This window comes from Oceanobacillus neutriphilus, assembly GCF_014645515.1.
Classification (GTDB): Bacteria; Bacillota; Bacilli; order Bacillales; family Amphibacillaceae; genus Oceanobacillus; species Oceanobacillus neutriphilus.
This window is the reverse complement of the sequence record NZ_BMLW01000006.1, coordinates 132,840-150,041: the sequence shown is the minus strand read 5'-3', so window position 1 is coordinate 150,041 and position 17,202 is coordinate 132,840. Positions and strand designations below refer to the sequence as shown.

General features: G+C 37.3%; 14 protein-coding genes and 1 pseudogene. 11 read left to right on the top strand and 4 right to left on the bottom strand.

All coding sequences use genetic code 11. The annotated features are described in order from the left end of the window. Positions 1–101: 101 nt before the first annotated feature. Positions 102–2,336: a helix-turn-helix transcriptional regulator gene (locus IEX29_RS11275; RefSeq protein WP_188734567.1), complete on the bottom strand. Its 2,235-nt coding sequence runs from the start codon at positions 2,334–2,336 to the stop codon at positions 102–104. Positions 2,337–2,670: 334 nt separating this feature from the next. On the opposite strand from IEX29_RS11275, the gene IEX29_RS11270 reads away from it, so the two are divergent. The 6 genes and pseudogenes from IEX29_RS11270 to rlmH all read left to right on the top strand — a co-directional run bounded on the left by IEX29_RS11270 (position 2,671) and on the right by rlmH (position 8,664). Beyond that, positions 2,671–4,035: an extracellular solute-binding protein gene (locus IEX29_RS11270; RefSeq protein WP_229720184.1), complete on the top strand. Its 1,365-nt coding sequence runs from the start codon at positions 2,671–2,673 to the stop codon at positions 4,033–4,035. A 114-nt stretch (positions 4,036–4,149) separates the two neighbouring features. Next, entirely contained in the window at positions 4,150–5,016 is an 867-nt protein-coding gene (locus IEX29_RS11265) for a carbohydrate ABC transporter permease (protein ID WP_373290674.1), read from the top strand. A 15-nt stretch (positions 5,017–5,031) separates the two neighbouring features. Beyond that, positions 5,032–5,856 carry a carbohydrate ABC transporter permease gene (locus IEX29_RS11260; protein ID WP_188734564.1) on the top strand — a complete coding sequence of 275 codons (825 nt, stop codon included), beginning with the start codon at positions 5,032–5,034 and terminating at the stop codon, positions 5,854–5,856. 63 nt (positions 5,857–5,919) lie between these two features. Continuing rightward, entirely contained in the window at positions 5,920–7,002 is a 1,083-nt protein-coding gene (locus tag IEX29_RS11255; protein WP_188734563.1) for a Gfo/Idh/MocA family protein, read from the top strand. 24 nt (positions 7,003–7,026) lie between these two features. Further along, a complete protein-coding gene (locus tag IEX29_RS11250; protein WP_188734562.1) occupies positions 7,027–8,034 on the top strand; it encodes a Gfo/Idh/MocA family protein in 1,008 nt (335 codons plus the stop codon). 183 nt (positions 8,035–8,217) lie between these two features. Further along, positions 8,218–8,664: pseudogene (gene rlmH / locus IEX29_RS11245) on the top strand (23S rRNA (pseudouridine(1915)-N(3))-methyltransferase RlmH). 150 nt (positions 8,665–8,814) lie between these two features. Here the strand turns inward: rlmH and IEX29_RS11240 are convergent. Then, positions 8,815–10,005 (bottom strand): coenzyme F420-0:L-glutamate ligase, encoded by a 1,191-nt coding sequence (locus IEX29_RS11240; protein WP_188734561.1) that lies wholly within the window; start codon positions 10,003–10,005, stop codon positions 8,815–8,817. A 172-nt stretch (positions 10,006–10,177) separates the two neighbouring features. Between IEX29_RS11240 and IEX29_RS11235 the strand changes: the two genes are divergently transcribed. Next, entirely contained in the window at positions 10,178–11,065 is an 888-nt protein-coding gene (locus IEX29_RS11235) for a LysR family transcriptional regulator (protein WP_188734560.1), read from the top strand. 204 nt (positions 11,066–11,269) lie between these two features. Continuing rightward, entirely contained in the window at positions 11,270–11,938 is a 669-nt protein-coding gene (locus IEX29_RS11230) for a DNA alkylation repair protein (RefSeq protein ID WP_188734559.1), read from the top strand. 270 nt (positions 11,939–12,208) lie between these two features. Here the strand turns inward: IEX29_RS11230 and IEX29_RS11225 are convergent, their stop codons facing one another. Both IEX29_RS11225 and IEX29_RS11220 read right to left on the bottom strand, forming a co-directional pair. Further along, positions 12,209–13,438, bottom strand: a complete 1,230-nt coding sequence (locus IEX29_RS11225; RefSeq protein ID WP_188734558.1) for a dicarboxylate/amino acid:cation symporter — start codon at positions 13,436–13,438, stop codon at positions 12,209–12,211. Further along, positions 13,416–14,285 (bottom strand): prephenate dehydratase, encoded by an 870-nt coding sequence (locus tag IEX29_RS11220; RefSeq protein ID WP_188734557.1) that lies wholly within the window; start codon positions 14,283–14,285, stop codon positions 13,416–13,418. Before IEX29_RS11220 ends, IEX29_RS11225 begins: the two co-directional genes overlap by 23 nt. Before the next feature lie 472 nt (positions 14,286–14,757). Here IEX29_RS11220 and IEX29_RS11215 point away from each other — a divergent pair, with 472 nt between their 5' ends. From IEX29_RS11215 to IEX29_RS11205, 3 genes are all read left to right on the top strand, one after another. Continuing rightward, a complete protein-coding gene (locus IEX29_RS11215) occupies positions 14,758–15,450 on the top strand; it encodes a response regulator transcription factor (RefSeq protein WP_188734556.1) in 693 nt (230 codons plus the stop codon). Between the two features lie 79 nt (positions 15,451–15,529). Further along, entirely contained in the window at positions 15,530–16,453 is a 924-nt protein-coding gene (locus tag IEX29_RS11210) for an ABC transporter ATP-binding protein (RefSeq protein ID WP_188734555.1), read from the top strand. Next, positions 16,446–17,195 (top strand): ABC transporter permease, encoded by a 750-nt coding sequence (locus IEX29_RS11205; protein ID WP_188734554.1) that lies wholly within the window; start codon positions 16,446–16,448, stop codon positions 17,193–17,195. Before IEX29_RS11210 ends, IEX29_RS11205 begins: the two co-directional genes overlap by 8 nt. Positions 17,196–17,202 lie beyond the last annotated feature (7 nt).

Here is a 17,202-nt window from a genome sequence, read left to right as displayed (position 1 = left end):
TCGATTTAATATGCAAACGATAACCCTTTTTATCTGAATTCAGACTATTTAGATGCACTTCCAGGGAGAGTGCATCCGAATGACAAAATAACAAAGAAATATCACCGAAGTTTGGAAAATTCCCCTGGTGGGATTCCTTCTTGCTGTTTGAAAATGCGTATAAAAGTATTCACATTTTTATAGCCTACTAGTGTACTTACTTCATTTACTTTATGATTTCCATTCTTAAGCAGCTCTTTTGCTTCATTAATTTTTAAGTTATTTAGATATTTTTTGAAGTTAATGTTTGCATTCTTCTTTAGTAATCTGCTGATATAGCCTTCTGTTAAACCAAATTTTATCGATATATCTGTTAATGAAAGATCCTGCTGGAAGTTATCGGTAATAAAGTCCAGTATTCTTAATGTAGTGGGATCAGATATTTCTTTAAATGAGATAATAAAATTATGAAATAATACTTCGAAAATCTCTTTAAAGGAAAAATGGATGTCATCTTTGTCATTGCTGTTTAGCAAATCAAATAACCCCTTGTTTTGCAGGGAAAATTCATTAATGGACCGATCATAATAATTTAATAAACGTTTTACGGTATTCAACAGCACATACTTAAATTTAATGGTATTAATTGTGCTTAGATATAAACACTGTAAATTTTCATCTAAAATATCCTGAACCAATTTTCTTGCCAGCTCAAGATCATTATCGATAATGGCATTCATCAAAAACCTTTCATCATCTAGCGAATAGGAATAGCTGTCATCATTTATTAATGGCTCTCTGCTGGAAAATAAATTTAGCGGGTTAGCAGCGTACATATATTTTTTTAAAGTCAGTTCCATTGCTTCAATAAAAGCCATATTGAAGTTATAGATGCTTTCTACCGGCTCAGATACTGAGAAGGTTAGTTTAATAGATAATTTCTTATCAACATAAGATGTTACTTCAGTTAATTGATCATTAACGCGATCAGCTTCTTTGTATGGAAAAATAATACAAATGTTTTTATAATCAATTGCAATTTGAATAGATGGCAGCTCATTATTAACATCATTAATTAGTGTGATAACCTTATTTCGCAAGACAAGTAAATTCGTATTTGGGATATCTTCTCTCTCCGAATCTGGACTTTCGATGGATACAATCGCTATTATTCCGCCGCCATTGAATTTCTCCATATTAAGCTCCATTAATTTATGTGAGATCTCTTCTTTATTGATCGTACCAAATAGGACAGAAGAGAAAAATTCGGCTTGTAATACGGATAATGAATCATTAATTCGTTCTTCAAGTTCTTTATTTTTATGTTGAATGTTGTCTATATTTCCAATAATATAATCCAATTCGCTAAATTTATTTCCTTTATTATCCTTGAAAGAAATAGGGAAATACTCATTTAGGGTGTTCAGTATATCTTGGATCGGATTGTAGCTTTTTATCGTTGCGAAATAGAGGATAATTCCTCCAAGTAAAAAGAGACATAAACCAAATAACATCAATACCGATACAAAATCCGGTTCAAATTGAAGGAATTTGGTTTCTTCGACGGAGTAGGAATACTGCATACTTTTTAAAACAGACGAAGGAATACTATATAAAATTTTATTGTCTTTTGTATGATATATGGTTAGGTCTTCAAAGTTCTCACTTTCTTTCGCCCCTGCAATAGTGGGGCTCCCTTCTGTTGGACCTGCAACATGTTTATCTAAATAAAACGAACCCTCCATGTTTTCCAGTTCCTGGGGAAACAATTTCTCATTGGGTATGCTTATGAAAATATATAAGTATTCATCAAACTGATGATTATAGTTTTTACTTATAAATGTAGTATTTTTAACATTTTGCTGATATTTATCGTCAATTACATAAAAGTTATTATTTTTATCTTGTTCAATAAATTGAGGAGATGTCATTAAGTCTTCGCTAATGCCCAGATGGTTAAAGTAATCTGTTAAAGTAAAATAACCATCTTGAGAAACTACATATTTATCCGAAACCTTTGTTATTCCAACATTTACGTCTACATTATCTGTTGAATACAGGCTATTAACCAGATCATCATAAATAGTTGGAAAGTATAACAGCGAACTATTTGAATTGCTTATATATTCCCGAATACTTGCTTGTTTAGAAATGGTTGAAACATAATGGAATGCATTACTAATTTTAGCATCTATTGTATGACTGAATGAATTCAAAAAATTTTGGTTCTTATAATCGTTTTGCTGTGAAAAATAATTAAAATTAAAAAGTGTAACAGTGATAATAATCATTAGCGTATACAACAAGATAATGGAGAAAAAAGTATAAAATGTTCTTCTAAGAATTCTTTTTTTCATTTTGACTACTTTCACTCCTTGGAATAAAAATGGTAACGTTTTCAACAATAATATAGCATAAAACATATACAAAAAGAAGAATAATATACAGAATAGTGGCTAAATAACATAAAAAGATAAAAATGACCAAAAATCGTTATTGAGATATGGAATTGTAAGCGCTACAATTTTTCCTGTGAAGGTGTCTGACTATTGTGAAACTATTGTAATTCACGGCACTGAAGCAGGCAGTTTACGTAAACGGAAAGGTGGTGGCATGTGCAGACAGTTTAAACAGGATTTTTGATCATTACCTATTTACTTATTAAAAAGACGATTGGGAGGAATGGTCTGGATGTTCAAAAAAAATGTACCAGTACTCATTTTATTATCTGGAATATTACTACTCAGTGCATGTACGGATTCAGATAATGCAAAAGGTAATTCAGAGTCAACAAACGGAAAAACGGAAATAAAAATAACGTGGAGAGGATTGGGTGAGCAGGATAATGTAAGGAGATATCTCGAGGGATTTGAAGCTGACTTTGAATCAAAGAATGAGGATATTGATATTGTTCTTTCGCCAATAACTGCCAGCGAGGGAGATTATTTCTCAAAAGTTGCATTAACGATGCAATCAGAAGAAACGGCTCCGGATATTGTATCTGAAGACACATTTATGTTAAGCGCCGATGCGAATGCCGGTTATTTGATAGCATTGGATGAGTACGTAGATTCGTGGAATGAATGGGATAATTATATTGAAAATATAAAGTTCGGAACTACGGGGGAAGATGAAAGTATTTATGGTATACCAACAACAACGGATTCCCGGGGCATCTGGTATAACAAAGAGGTTTTTGAAGCGGCAGGGTTACCAATCGATTGGGAGCCTAAGAGCTGGAATGATATTTATACCGCAGCAGAAACGATAAAGGAAGCGAATCCGGATGTAGTGCCATTTGCGATGAATGTGGCAAAAGCGAATGGAGAAGCAGTATCGATGCAAACATTTGAAATGCTGCTCTATGGAACGGATGAAACTTTATATGACAGTGAAAGTAAAAAATGGAATGTGAATGGACAAGGGATTACGGATGCTTTAGTCTTTGTTGACGAAATAATGAACCAGCGTGACTTGGGCCCATCTCTTTCAATTGCTCTAAATGCTAATTATGGATCCGTTATGACCCAAGAATTATTACCGACCGGCGGCGTTGGAATGGTGCTAGACGGTAATTGGAATATTGGAAACTATGCAGAGGGTGGTGCGTATCCAATAGAAAATATTGAAGAAACACTTGGATTTGTGCCTTTTCCTACCAAGGATGGAGAAGAACCAGGATTTGTGACCATGGCTGGCGGCTGGTCATGGGCGATTCCCGAAAAATCACAAAATCATGATGCAGCATGGAAGGTTATTCAAGCAATGAGCACGGAGGAATCACAAACGGAGCGTGCAATTATTGAGGGGACTTTAACGGTGAGGAATGATTCAGCAGAAAGCAGCGATTATACAGAAAAACCGTTAATTGAACCTGCCACAAAAGCATTGGAAAATGCACATTTTAGACCGAAGAACGATTTATATCCAAACGTTTCGATTGAAATTCAAAATGCGGTAGAAGCAGTAGCCAGCGGGGCAATGTCACCCGAAGAGGCAGCTGCTAGTTATAAAGCAAAAGTAACTGACATAGTGGGAGAAGAAAACGTTTATTAGATATTGAATGAGGAATAAATATAATTTATTCCTCACCTTCAATATCATTCCTAATGAATTGTAAAGTGGGGGAATGAAATGGAAGTTACACCTAATGCTTCAAGTAAGAAGAAAATGTCGGATAATACGAAGTCGTCAATTTTTTTATCACCTGCATTGATATTATTATTAATATTCTTTCTTACTCCAATGCTATTAACGATAGTCTTTTCATTTACCAATTTAGCACTCACTGGTTCTCAGGCTCAGAACATTAAATTTGTAGGATTTGATAATTTCATCCAAATGTTTAATGATGCACAATTGTATAACAGTATTGGAAAAACGTTACTTTTTGTTTTATTTTCTGCTATTTTAGGTCAATGTCTTTTGGGATTTTTAATCGCATTCTTAATGAAAGGTAAAAATGCTGCCTTTCGCAGAGCGATTGGTATCACGGTTATTGCAGCATGGGTAACTCCTGAAATTGTTGTTGGTTTTAGCTGGGTGGCTTTTTTAGGAGATAATGGAACACTAAACAGTATAATTACAGCTTTATCTGGTATAGAACCAATTGCTTTTCTTTTTGAGTATCCGATGGTTAGTGTTGTATTAGCAAATATATGGCGCGGTACAGCTTTTTCTATGATGGCTTTTCAGGCTGCGCTGGATGACATACCTTTGGAAGTGGAAGAGGCTGCGGTAATGGATGGCGCCAGCAGATGGAGAATTGTTAGAAATATAACAATTCCCATCGTTAAAGGGACCATCACGACCAATTTAATGCTTGTAACGTTACAAACTTTAGGGGTATTTACCTTAATCTATGCAATGACTGGCGGCGGCCCTGGAAACGCGACCATGACTTTACCGGTGTACATGTATCAACAGGCATTTGTAAGTTACCAATTAGGCTATGGAACAGCAATTTCATTAGTAATTCTAATAATAGGGGCTCTATTTAGTCTATTGTATATGAGATTTCTTAAGGTAAAAGTATAAGGGGAGGACAGCGGCATGAGAATTGGAAGAACAGAGAAAATAATACATCATATAGTACTTATATGTTTGGGACTCATTTTTATCTTGCCACTTTTGTGGATGCTGGTAGCATCTATTGATAGTTCAGCGATTCAAGCGCTGAAGATTCCTGAAAAGTATACCCTGAAAAATTACATGGGAATTCTCAGTGATCCATCCATTATTAGATCTTTCTTAATTGGAATATTTTTGTCGGGTGGACAATCTATCATCGTTGTAATTGTTAGTATTCTGGCAGCCTATCCATTATCAAGATACAAACCATCCTATAAAAAGTCATTTTTGTATACCATTCTATTTTTAACATCATTACCAATGACCGCAGTTATTGTTCCTGTGTTTCAAATGTTTTTGTTATTTAATTTTGTAGATAAATTATGGGCGGTAATGTTATTTACAGCAGGAACATCGCTACCTTATGCTATATGGATGATGAAAAACTTTATGGATTCAGTACCGATAGAATTAGAAGAATCCGCCTGGATTGATGGTGCATCCGTATGGGGAGGTATAAGAAGGGTCATAGCCCCGTTAATGCTTCCAGGAACATTTACGGTATTAATATTTACGTATACAGGAAGCTGGGGGAATTTTTTCGTGCCATATATTTTAATTCAATCACCTGAGAAAATGCCGGCGTCCGTTACTATATTCCAGTTTTTTGGGAACTATGGATTAGTCAATTACGGAGAACTTGCAGCGTTTTCTGTTCTATATTCGGCACCAGTTGTTATTTTATACTATTTATCACAGCGGTATATGTCGAAAGGATTTAGTCTTGGCGGAGCAACAAAGGGATAAGAGAAATTACTTTATTCCATATAGATACGATTATTTATAAAATAAAAAATAGGAGTGATTCTTGTGACTGAAAAATTAAAAATTGCGGTTATTGGATGTGGAGGAATTGCAAAAGGTAAACACCTTCCAAGCCTAAAAAAGATTAAGCAAGTGGACCTGATTGCTTTTTGTGATATTAAACTAGAAAGAGCTGAGGAAGCTGCAGAAGAATATGGTATAGCTGATGCTAAAGTATACAATAATTATAAACAATTACTTCAGGATGCTTCGATTGATGTTGTTCATGTTTGTACACCAAATAATTCACATGCAGAGATATCCATTGCTGCGCTTGAAGCAGGGAAGCATGTGATGTGTGAAAAACCAATGGCTAAAACTTCAAAAGAAGCGAAATCGATGGTAGAAGCTGCTGAAAGAACAGGAAGGAAATTAACAATAGGTTACAATAACCGCTTCCGAACTGACAGTCAATACTTACATAAGGTAAGCAGGCGTGGTGATCTGGGGGAAGTGTACTTTGCTAAGGCACATGCGATTCGGAGACGTGCCGTCCCAACTTGGGGAGTGTTCTTAGACGAAGAGAAACAAGGTGGAGGCCCTTTAATCGACATTGGTACACATGCACTGGATTTGACGCTCTGGATGATGGACAATTACAGACCGAAAGCAGTAATGGGATCCGCTTTTCACAAGCTTGGTAAGAGGAAAGACGCTGCAAATGCCTGGGGCCCATGGGATCCTGAGAAGTTTACGGTAGAGGATTCAGCATTTGGTTTTATCACGATGGAAAATGGAGCAACGATTATACTCGAATCAAGCTGGGCCATTAACTCGCTTGATGAAGATGAAGCAAAGTGCTCACTTAGCGGGACCGAAGGCGGAGCTGACATGAAGGACGGGTTACGAATAAATGGAGAGAATTTCGGCAAACTTTATGCAACCAATGTTGAATTAGAATCGGGTGGTGTAGCCTTTTATGATGGAGATGAGGAAAGTGATTCAGAATTGGAAGCCCGTCTCTGGATTGAGAGCATTATTAATGATACAGAACCAACCGTTAAACCAAAAGAGGCGTTCGTTGTAACTCAAATTTTGGAAGCAATTTATGAATCTGCCAAAACAGGTAAAGCGGTATATTTTAGTTAACTTAAGGAGGGGGAGAGGTAAGATATGATGAATGTTGCGTTATTAAGCAGATGGCATGTCCATGCCGATGATTATGCAAAAGAAGCTGGGGCGAATGATTATCTTAACATTGTACAGGTTTGGGATGAAGATCAGGAGCGTGGGGCAATATGGGCGGATGAACTAGGTGTTCCATTTGAAGGAGATTTGGAAAAAATTTTGTCCAACCCTGATATGGATGGTGTTATTGTAACTACCCCAACAAATATGCACAAGGAAGTTATTATGGCAGCTGCAAAGCACAAAAAGCATGTTTTTACGGAAAAAGTACTGGCTTTTACTGCCCAAGAATGTAAAGAAATTTTTGATACGGTAGAGGAAAATGGGATTAAACTGATGGTATCTTTACCGCGCTTGACAGAGGATGATTACTTATATGCTAATCAAGCAATGGAAAAAGGCTGGCTTGGAGAAATCACAATGATTCGCTGTCGTTTAGCACATAATGGCGGCGTTGCTTCCGGTGAAGCTAAAAACGGTTGGCTTCCTGCAAGATTCTATGATCCAGAAAAAACAGGCGGCGGTTCATTAATAGATCTCGGTGCACACCCAATCTATTTGACTAACCGGTTAGCAGGTCCAGTTCAAGCGATATATGCCCGTCTCCAGCAACAGAATAGTAAGTTCGTAGATGATAGTGCAGCAGTGATAGCCGAATATCAATCAGGAGCCATTGGCATTATTGGAACGGGATTTTTATCGTATGGCAGTCCTTTTCAATTGGAGTTGTATGGAACGGAAGGCACTATTATGCTGAAAGATGGCGAGGCAAGTCTTAATAGTATTCATGTAAATGATAATAAATGGGTGAAATTAAATGAAAAGTGGACTGATAAACCGACTCCGATGGAGCAATGGGTAAGTGACATTCAGTCAGATCACCCGCCTGTAATTAGGAAAGAAGATGTGTTGAATCTAACCGTAATCAATCAAGCTGCTGCTCTATCTAATTCACAGAGTAAACGCATAGAGATTCGACAAATAATAGAATAAGCTTTTTATTAAGAAAGTTTGAGTGTTTGCTTAGAATAGCTTGATACCTGCTTGTATCTTTCTAAAAAATCATTAAAAACTCCAAACAGAGAATCATGGTAAAATGAAGGGAGATAATAGAAGTGGATAATTTAATGATAAAAGGAGATAGCGATGAATATAACGCTTGTCACAGTTGGAAAGCTGAAGGAAAAATATTTAAAACAGGGTATTAATGAATATAAAAAAGGTTGGGTGCTAATGCAAAGATAGCCATTGTAGGGGTAGCCGATGAAAAAGCACCCGAAACGATGAGTGAAGCGGAAATGGAAGAGGTGAGCGTAAGCAGGGCGAGTGTATTCTTGCCCAGGTTCATCTAGATGCTTTTGTGATTACGCTTGAAATCGAGGGAAGATGCTGAGCTCAGAGCAGCTAGCCAAAAGCTGGATGAGCTTGCGACTTACGGGAAGAGCAAGGTTGTGTTTGGGATTGGCAGTTCGCTTGGGATTAGTGAGGATGCTCGGAAGCGAGGTAATTTGGCTTTGTCGTTTTCTAAGATGACGTTTCCTCATCAGTTGATGCGGCTGGTGCTGTTGGAACAGGTTTATCGGAGTTTTAGGATTATTAGGGGGGGAGCCTTACCATAAGTAAATGATGTTTCACGTGAAAAACGAAGTTTCCCTAACGACTCAAAAAGAGGACATACCATCATATAAACGCGTTACTTTTTAAGTCCCACCACCCCATAAAAAGGACAAAGGAGCCTCGCCCCCTTGTCCTATAATTTTTCCTCATCAACACTTATTTCGTATAATTATCAAAATATCCCTGAATAAACACAATCGGCGTCCCTTTATCCCCACTGCCTGAAGTTAAATCAGAAAGCGACCCGATAAGATCCGTCAATCTCCGAGGAGTAGTTCCTTGCGCTTCCATTGCCCCCACTAAGTCATCCTGTTTCTCATCAATGTACTTAGAGATGGCTTCCTTGAGTTCTTCCCCTTTTAAATCAGCAAATTGATTATCAGCCAAGTACTTTAATTTAATTTCATTCGGTGTTCCTTCTAATCCAGCTGTGTAAGCAGGGGAAACGACCGGATCAGCCAGTTCCCATATCTTTCCTACAGGATCTTTAAATGCTCCATCACCATAAATCATGACCTCAACCGTTTTTCCTGTCTTTTCCTTCAGGATTTCCTGAATGTTATCAACGACAGGCTGACAATTGTGCGGGAATAGCTTTACACTAACTTCTGTCGCTTTATTTGAGCCAAGTAACCCGTAAGCGTCATTAAAACCACTTCCGTCAATGGATTCAGAAAGAATGTTATCGAGGCTATAAATTTTTTTGCCGCCATTCGCCTTTAAAATTCTTTTCGTTCTCTCCCGGGAATGAATATCACAGCAAAGTACACTCTTTGTGTATTCCAAGATCGTCTTTGAATCATTTGAAAAGATGACTTCGCATTCTATTCCGTATTCTTCAACCAGGGATTTGTAATAATCGATATAATCTACGCCTGTAAAGGTATGTTTATTGTAGCCAAAGTGCTCCCGAAATTGCTTTTCTGTTAGGACATCTGTCCAAGGATTTATCCCTTTTTCATCAAGTGTATCTAAATCCACTAAATGATTGCCTACTTCATCAGAAGGGTAGCTTAGCATTAACACGATTTTCTTGGCGCCTTTTGCGATACCGCTTAGACAAACAGAAAAACGGTTACGGCTAAGGATCGGGAAAATCACACCGACAGTATCATCACCAAATTTAGTTTGAACATCTTTGGCAATATGGTCAATAGTGGCATAGTTACCTTGTGCCCGTGCTACAACTGACTCCGTAACGGTGACAACATCTTTATCTTGAATGGTAAAGCCTTCAACTTCTGCTGCTTTTAATACACTATCCACAACGATTTCTTCAATGCGATCTCCTGTATTAATGATGGGACAACGCAGTCCTCTGGCAATAGTTCCTACAACTCTTTCCACAATAATTCGCTCCTTCTTTGCAATCTGGCTATATTTGATAAAAATTTCACTTTTTATTAAAAAGTATTTTGCTAAAACATTAACAATCTAAACAGTCTCCTCTTGTAATATACGGCTTTTAATGATATAAGTAAAGTCAATATATCTAATATGGGGTATAAGGATGGGTTATATGATAGGCAAATTGGATTTATATTATCTTTTTTATACAGTTGGTAAAAATAAAAGCTTTTCCAAAGCGGCAAAAGAGCTGTATATGTCACAGCCGGCAATCAGTCAATCTATTGCACAATTAGAGAAGGAATTAGATACAAGGCTGTTTAACCGGCTGTCAAAAGGTGTCACGCTGACGGATGAAGGAAATGTATTGTTTGAATATGTCAGTTCAGCACTTCATTTTATACAGGCTGGTGAAGAAAAGCTGTTAGAATTTAAAAATTTAATCATTGGAGAGCTGAAAATAGGGGTCAGTGATACCATTTCGCGATTTTTTCTGCTTCCTTATTTAGAAACATTTCATAATCGATATCCAAATCTCAAATTCAAAATAGTCAATGGGACAACGTGGGAAATCATTGCTGCTTTAAAAGCAGGAGAAGTGAACATCGCTATTTGTAATCTCCCTGTTGATGACAAATCATTAGAGGTAAAGCCTTTATTGGAAATTCAGGATACGTTTGTATATGGCGAAAAATATCAAGAAGAATTATCTAAGCCGATCGAACTGAAAGAATTGGTTAAGTTTCCGCTTATTCTATTGGATAATTCCAATTCCCGGAGATATGTGGAAGAATTTTTTCTGACAAAAGGAATTACAATCCAGCCGGAATTTGAGTTAGGCTCACATGAACTGCTGTTAGAATTTGCCAAGATTAATCTTGGTGTTGCCTGTGTTACCAAAGAATTCTCTGAAGAGTTTTTGAGAAAAGGCCAGCTTCATGAAGTGGCCTTAACGGAACCTATACCGAAAAGAAGTATTGGCATTTGTTATTTAAAAAATGTTCCTTTAAATAGAGCTGCGGAAAGGTTTGTTGACATTATGGAAGAAAATATGAGATAAAAATCATGGATTAAAAGCCGGCGAAAGAATTTTTATTTAGATATACCACGGAGAACCGTACCATAAATAATGGCGAAATGAATCACTCCTTTTACAGTGTTATGGTACAATTGTGTGCAATAAGACTTTTAACAAAATTTAGTTATAGATATATGCCGCCAATGATATATTATGAAACAGTGTTTGAATAAGGAGTTGTCTCAAATGCATAAAAATAAAAGCACAGAAATAAAACGCTCAGCAAAAGCAGAAAACATTCTAACTCAGATCAATAGTCAAACGAAGCTGGGCGACTTAAGAAAAATCGCGAAGGACATTAAAAAAGATCACGAACTAGCTATGGAACTTTGGTCAACCGGAGATTTTTTGCCCAGACTATTGGCAACCTTAATTATGGACAAAAAACTTCTTTCACCAGATGTACTAAATAAGCTTGATAAGGATATGCAGACTCACCCATTTGATGAGCGAAATAACTTAATGGATTGGATAATGGCTAATCAGCTCACCAAAGCCAAGAAGACAATTGCATTGATGGAGTCATGGGAAAATAGCCCTTCTGCTCTTCAAAGGCGAGCTTTCTGGTATTATCAAGGTCGATTGAGATGGACTGGGAAAACACTGCCTGATAACACTGCAGACTTACTATCTGCATTAGAAGCTAATATTACGCAGGAAGAACCGGAAGTTCAATGGGCTATGAATTTCACTGCAGGCTGGATAGGCGTTTATGATGAAAAAAATCGTGCACGTTGTATGAAACTTGGTGAGAAAACGGGTCTTTACAAAGACGAAATGGTATCAAAAGGATGTACTCCTAATTATTTGCCGGAGTTCATTACGATTGAAGTTAACAAACGGATTAATAATTAGTTACTACTAAAAAATTCATAAGAGTTTGATGTGAAAATAAAGGAATTCAAAGCCTCAATATGAAAAGGATTTGAAAGTGAGATTCCAGATCCTTTTTGCTTGGAGAGAAATTTCAAAAATATAATATGTATTTAAACATTATAAGGCTTGATGCAATCAGTAAAGAGACGAAGACAAAAACCAGTAAAAAGAGGAATTTCACATCAAAACTCGATGTGAAATTCCTCTTTCTTTATTTTAGGCTTGTTAAGTCCTCGCCCCCTACATATTTTAAGATTTCCTGGCTTTTAATTGCAAGGCCCGTTTTTCTTCCGATTTATCAATCAGAACTGCTGCAGCGGCATCGCCGGTAATGTTCATGGTCGTATAAGCCATATCAAGTAATCGATAGATGGCTGCGATAGGGCCCATCAATTCAATCGGCAGATTAAGAAGTGTCAGGAAGGATGCCCCGAGCACAATTCCGCCGCCTGGAATACCGGGTGCTGCCATATTTAGAATCGTTGCGATAATGACGAGATAAATAATTTGACCAACACCAAGCGGAATATCGTAAAAGTCGGATACAAAGACAGCAAGCAGACTAAACGATACAGCTCCACCTGCCATATTGATGGTCGTCCCCAATGGTACAACAAAGTTCGTAATAGATTCAGAGACTTTAAAATCGTTTCTGGTTACCCGCATGGTTGTCGGCATCGTTACAGCAGAGCTTGTGGTGGATAGAGATACAAGCCATACTTTATAAATACCTTTAATAAAATCAATTGGACGGAGTTTACTATATAGCCAAGCCGGGATTAACATAACAAGGATAAATACGATAATACATGCAAAATATGCTGTGAAAATATATAATCCCAGTGCGGAGAAAATACCGGCACCATATTCAGCAACAGCGAATGCCATCAGCGAAATAATGCCGATTGGTGTCAGCTCCATGATGAAATCCAGAATTTTAAAGATGACCTTGGACAAACTGTTGATAAATGTTTTGACTGGATCTGCTTCTTTCCCGACGACAACAATGGCTACGGAGAAAATAAGTGTAAATAAAATTGTTGCCAAAATATCCCCTTCCGAAATAGCCTGGAATAGATTACTAGGTACGATATTCATAAAGAAATCTGCGAAACTTGGATCAGTGACTTCTCCATCATATCCGACAGTATCCATTGTAATTTTCTGACCAGGACGAATCAGGTAGGAAATGGCTAAACTGATTGCTGCAGTGGTGATAAACATGGCAACAAAGACAACAATACTCTTAAAGCCGATCCGGCCAAGATCGCTGGAGCTGCCAATGTTAATAATACCAGTAGAGACGGCTACAAAAATAATTGGGATAATCATCATCTGAATTAAATTTAAGTAAATATCACCGATGAATTTTACTTGAATAGAAAACTCGGGTAAAAGGATACCAAACAGGATTCCAAGTCCAAATCCAATCGCAATTCGGGTGAATAAGTGTTTCTTAGCTGTTAAAAGCTGTTTCATTTTGTAAGACTCCTTTGTATGCCGGGATTTTACCTTTATGGTAACTGCCTAAAATATTTATATATGTGCAAATACCTTTTAATTCTTCTAATGCCATATCGAGCTTTTTGTTACCAATACCGTTATCAATATTGATAAAAAATCCATACGTGAACGGTTTCGTTTGAATGGGGCGGGACATTAAGTAGAGCAAATTCGTATCATGCTTTTTAAAAATGTTTAAAATATCGCTTAGTGAGCCAGTGCTGTGATTGGCTTCAACATAAATAGATGTTTTATTTTGTCCACGATTTACTATAGGCTCTTTCTTTTTAAAAAATAAGAAACGTGTCGTATTGAATGGATTATCGCTGATATTTTCTTGAATCACAGTCATTCCATACAATTCTGCAGTATGACTGCCTGCTATGGCGGCGATGGTTTTATCCTCTGCATACTTAAGCCTTTCAACTGCACCAGCTGTATCCATATATTCGTTGACCTCGATATGCGGGTACTGACTTAAATAGGTATAGCATTGTTCCAGTGCTTCTGGATGAGAATACACCTTTGTGATTTGTGACAGCTTCATGGGCTGCTTTGTAATAAGTGCATGATCAATTTTTACATAGATTTCATCCGTTGCTGTGACATCCAAATACTTCATTAAATCAATCGTTCTTGTAATAGGGCCGCTTGTTGAATTTTCAACTGGCAGCGCAATATAGTCAACCTCGTCATGGAGCAATGCATCCACTAATAACCGAAAAGTAAGAAACCCTTTCGTCTGATAATTATTTCCTCCGCTGAACTTTTGGCAGGCGACCGTACTGTAGCTGCCTTCCACACCTTGATAACCAATTAACAATATGCTCACTCCTCTAATGATGATAATAAAAAAGACCATTTATGCTTCAGCCTGTGGAAAAGGAGAGAAACGTAAATGGTCTGGAAAATATAAAAAGCCAGCCACTTTGATTTCTCCTGTGACTGGTTAAACATTTCAACATGTTAATCAGCCATCTTAGATATAGGCATCTATATCCAGAATGGCATATAGACGCTATCTAAAAATAGCTAAAAAAGCAATGATTTAATTGTCGGGATGTATGCTCTAACATAACAATCACTCGAATCTTTAAATTGTTAAGTAAATTCTAACGATTTGTGTGTGGATTGTCAATAAGATAATAGTAGTATTATGTTTTTGAAATAGCTGCGAATTATAAAAGGAGTAAAAAACGATGATATTTCTCCATAACCAGGGTTATAATCTAATTATAGTAACATGTTAAAGCGGATCTAAAACGAATCTCCCAAAAATGAAGGGGACACAAACCATGAGCAAACAAATTCAAATCCTGGTAGTAGAAGATGACAATGATATCAATCAATTACTATGTGACATCATTAGAAAAAGCGGCTACTTTCCCCAGCCTGCTTTTTCCGGTACAGAAGCAATGCTATATCTGGAAAAGCAGGAATGGGATATGCTGCTCCTTGATCTGATGCTTCCAGGGATGTCCGGCGATGAAATTCTGGCAAAGATTGCCGAACAAAGTAATATTCCGGTTATTATCATTTCAGCTAAAGCTGATCAGGAAACAAAAATAGGTATGTTACGAACCGGCGCAGACGATTATATAACAAAGCCCTTTGATATTGAGGAAGTCTCTGCCCGGATTGACTCTCATTTAAGGAGATACCAGCGAATCAATAAACTGCCGGACACGAAGAGATTAGTCCATAAAGACATCGAGATTGATCAGGAGGCGAAAGCTGTATTTCTTCAAGGGGAACAGCTGAATTTTACAGCGCGGGAATACGAGATATTAGTTCTTTTCTTGTCATCGCCGAAGAAGGTTTTCACGAAGAAAAATTTGTTTGAAAGTGTATGGGAAGAAGCGTATTACGGCGATGATAATATCATTAATGTACATATAAGCAATATACGAAACAAGCTGGCAGCTATTAACCCGGACGAGCAGTATATTGAGACTGTTTGGGGAATGGGGTACCGGCTGAGAACTTAAGGTTTTCTTAAGAATCTCCTTAAGAGTTCATTAAGGTTTCCTTTCTATACTAAAAGCATCATGTGAAGGAGGGAAATTCATGAGTGATTATGTACTGAAAACAAACAGCTTAACGAAACAATTCAAAAGTCAAATTGCTCTAAATAAAGTGAACCTGTCCGTTAAAAAGGGTTCTATATATGGTTTTATCGGACAAAACGGCGCCGGAAAATCTACATTTATTCGCCTTGTGACAGGACTTGCCCGTCCAACTGCCGGATCGATGGAATTATTCGGAAACAGCCATGGACAGGAACTGAATAAGGCCCGGAAGCGGATTGGCACCATTATAGAGGGGCCTGCATTGTATCCGCATATGACAGCAGTTGAAAACTTAGAAGCACATCGGCTGTTAAAAGGAATTCCGGGCAAAGAATGTGTGAAAAGAACGCTGGCCATTGTAGGCCTTCTGGACACAGGGAAAAAGAAGGCAAAGAACTTTTCATTAGGTATGAAGCAGCGGCTGGGAATAGCGATTGCTTTACTTGGCGATCCGGAATTTTTAATTCTTGATGAGCCGATCAATGGCCTGGATCCAATGGGAGTCGTTGAAATCCGGGAGCTATTGAAAAAATTAAATCAGGAATATGGAATGACCATTCTTATTTCCAGTCATATTTTGAGTGAATTACATTTACTTGCCACCCATTATGGGATTATTCATAAAGGGAATTTATTGGAACAATTAACGATAGACGAGCTTCATGCAAAATGTCAGCAATATTTGCATATTAAAGTAAATAATCCAGAGAAGGCTGCCACGATTATGGAAAAGCAGCTTTCCACAAATGAATTTGAAGTCATGCCGGATGGCTGTATAAAACTATTTGACCATGTGGAGACCCCCGGAAAGGTTTCTTCCATACTTGTAAATGAGGGACTGATCATTGAGGAGTTCATGCCAATGGGACAGAATCTGGAGTCTTATTTTATGAATCGTATTGGGGGTATTCATCATGGATAATCTTATTAAAGCGGAATGGTTTAAGCTTAGGAAGGATCGATCACTCTGGACATTAATTATTATTCTGACAGCTGTTAGTCTGTTGTATCCTTTGTTAATTGTGTTTGACGATGGAGCAGATACGGTTAAAGTAATTGATTTTTATCGAAATAGCATCCTCGGGGGAAACAACTATGTGTTAAGACTTGTTCCCTGTATATTAGCAGGCTTCTTTATTTCAAGTGAATATGCCATTGGCACCATGAAGAGTATTGCTGCTTCAGGAAATAGCAGGATCCGTATTTATTTTGCAAAATTGATTGTCTACTCCATTGGGGCAATTTTTATTTCATTAATATTTCCAATTGTATTTACGGGAGCTGCCTCTGTTTTCCTTCATTTCAATGGAATGCCGGGAATCGGATACTTTGCTGGAACAATTGGTTTAACGATCCTTTACGCAGTAGCGTTTGCGTCAATAATGGCCATGTTTGCCACAATCTTTACCGATAGTGGAAAGGCTATCGGCTTCATGCTTATCTTTTTCATTCTTTTTGACAGTATTTTGTTTCTACTGAGTCAATTAAATCCAATATTGGAAGCTGTGTTTAACTATTCTGTGTTTAAATTATTTTTGGATATTGTAAATGTAGACACAGTTAATGGTGCTGAAATGATAAAATTGGTCGTAGTCCCGGTTGTAACTTTTATCGCTTTCGGAATTTTGGGGAGCGTGTTATTTCAGAAAAAGGAAATTAAATAAATGAACA

Bases quoted from the DNA above. Each gene is read 5' to 3' on its own strand.
- IEX29_RS11205 (WP_188734554.1), top strand. From the start codon at position 16,446: ATGGATAATCTTATTAAAGCGGAATGGTTTAAGCTTAGGAAGGATCGA.
- IEX29_RS11275 (WP_188734567.1), bottom strand. From the start codon at position 2,336: ATGAAAAAAAGAATTCTTAGAAGAACATTTTATACTTTTTTCTCCATT.
- IEX29_RS11250 (WP_188734562.1), top strand. From the start codon at position 7,027: ATGATGAATGTTGCGTTATTAAGCAGATGGCATGTCCATGCCGATGAT.
- IEX29_RS11230 (WP_188734559.1), top strand. From the start codon at position 11,270: ATGCATAAAAATAAAAGCACAGAAATAAAACGCTCAGCAAAAGCAGAA.
- IEX29_RS11215 (WP_188734556.1), top strand. From the start codon at position 14,758: ATGAGCAAACAAATTCAAATCCTGGTAGTAGAAGATGACAATGATATC.
- IEX29_RS11270 (WP_229720184.1), top strand. From the start codon at position 2,671: ATGTTCAAAAAAAATGTACCAGTACTCATTTTATTATCTGGAATATTA.
- IEX29_RS11260 (WP_188734564.1), top strand. From the start codon at position 5,032: ATGAGAATTGGAAGAACAGAGAAAATAATACATCATATAGTACTTATA.
- IEX29_RS11225 (WP_188734558.1), bottom strand. From the start codon at position 13,438: ATGAAACAGCTTTTAACAGCTAAGAAACACTTATTCACCCGAATTGCG.
- IEX29_RS11210 (WP_188734555.1), top strand. From the start codon at position 15,530: ATGAGTGATTATGTACTGAAAACAAACAGCTTAACGAAACAATTCAAA.
- IEX29_RS11235 (WP_188734560.1), top strand. From the start codon at position 10,178: ATGATAGGCAAATTGGATTTATATTATCTTTTTTATACAGTTGGTAAA.
- IEX29_RS11265 (WP_373290674.1), top strand. From the start codon at position 4,150: ATGTCGGATAATACGAAGTCGTCAATTTTTTTATCACCTGCATTGATA.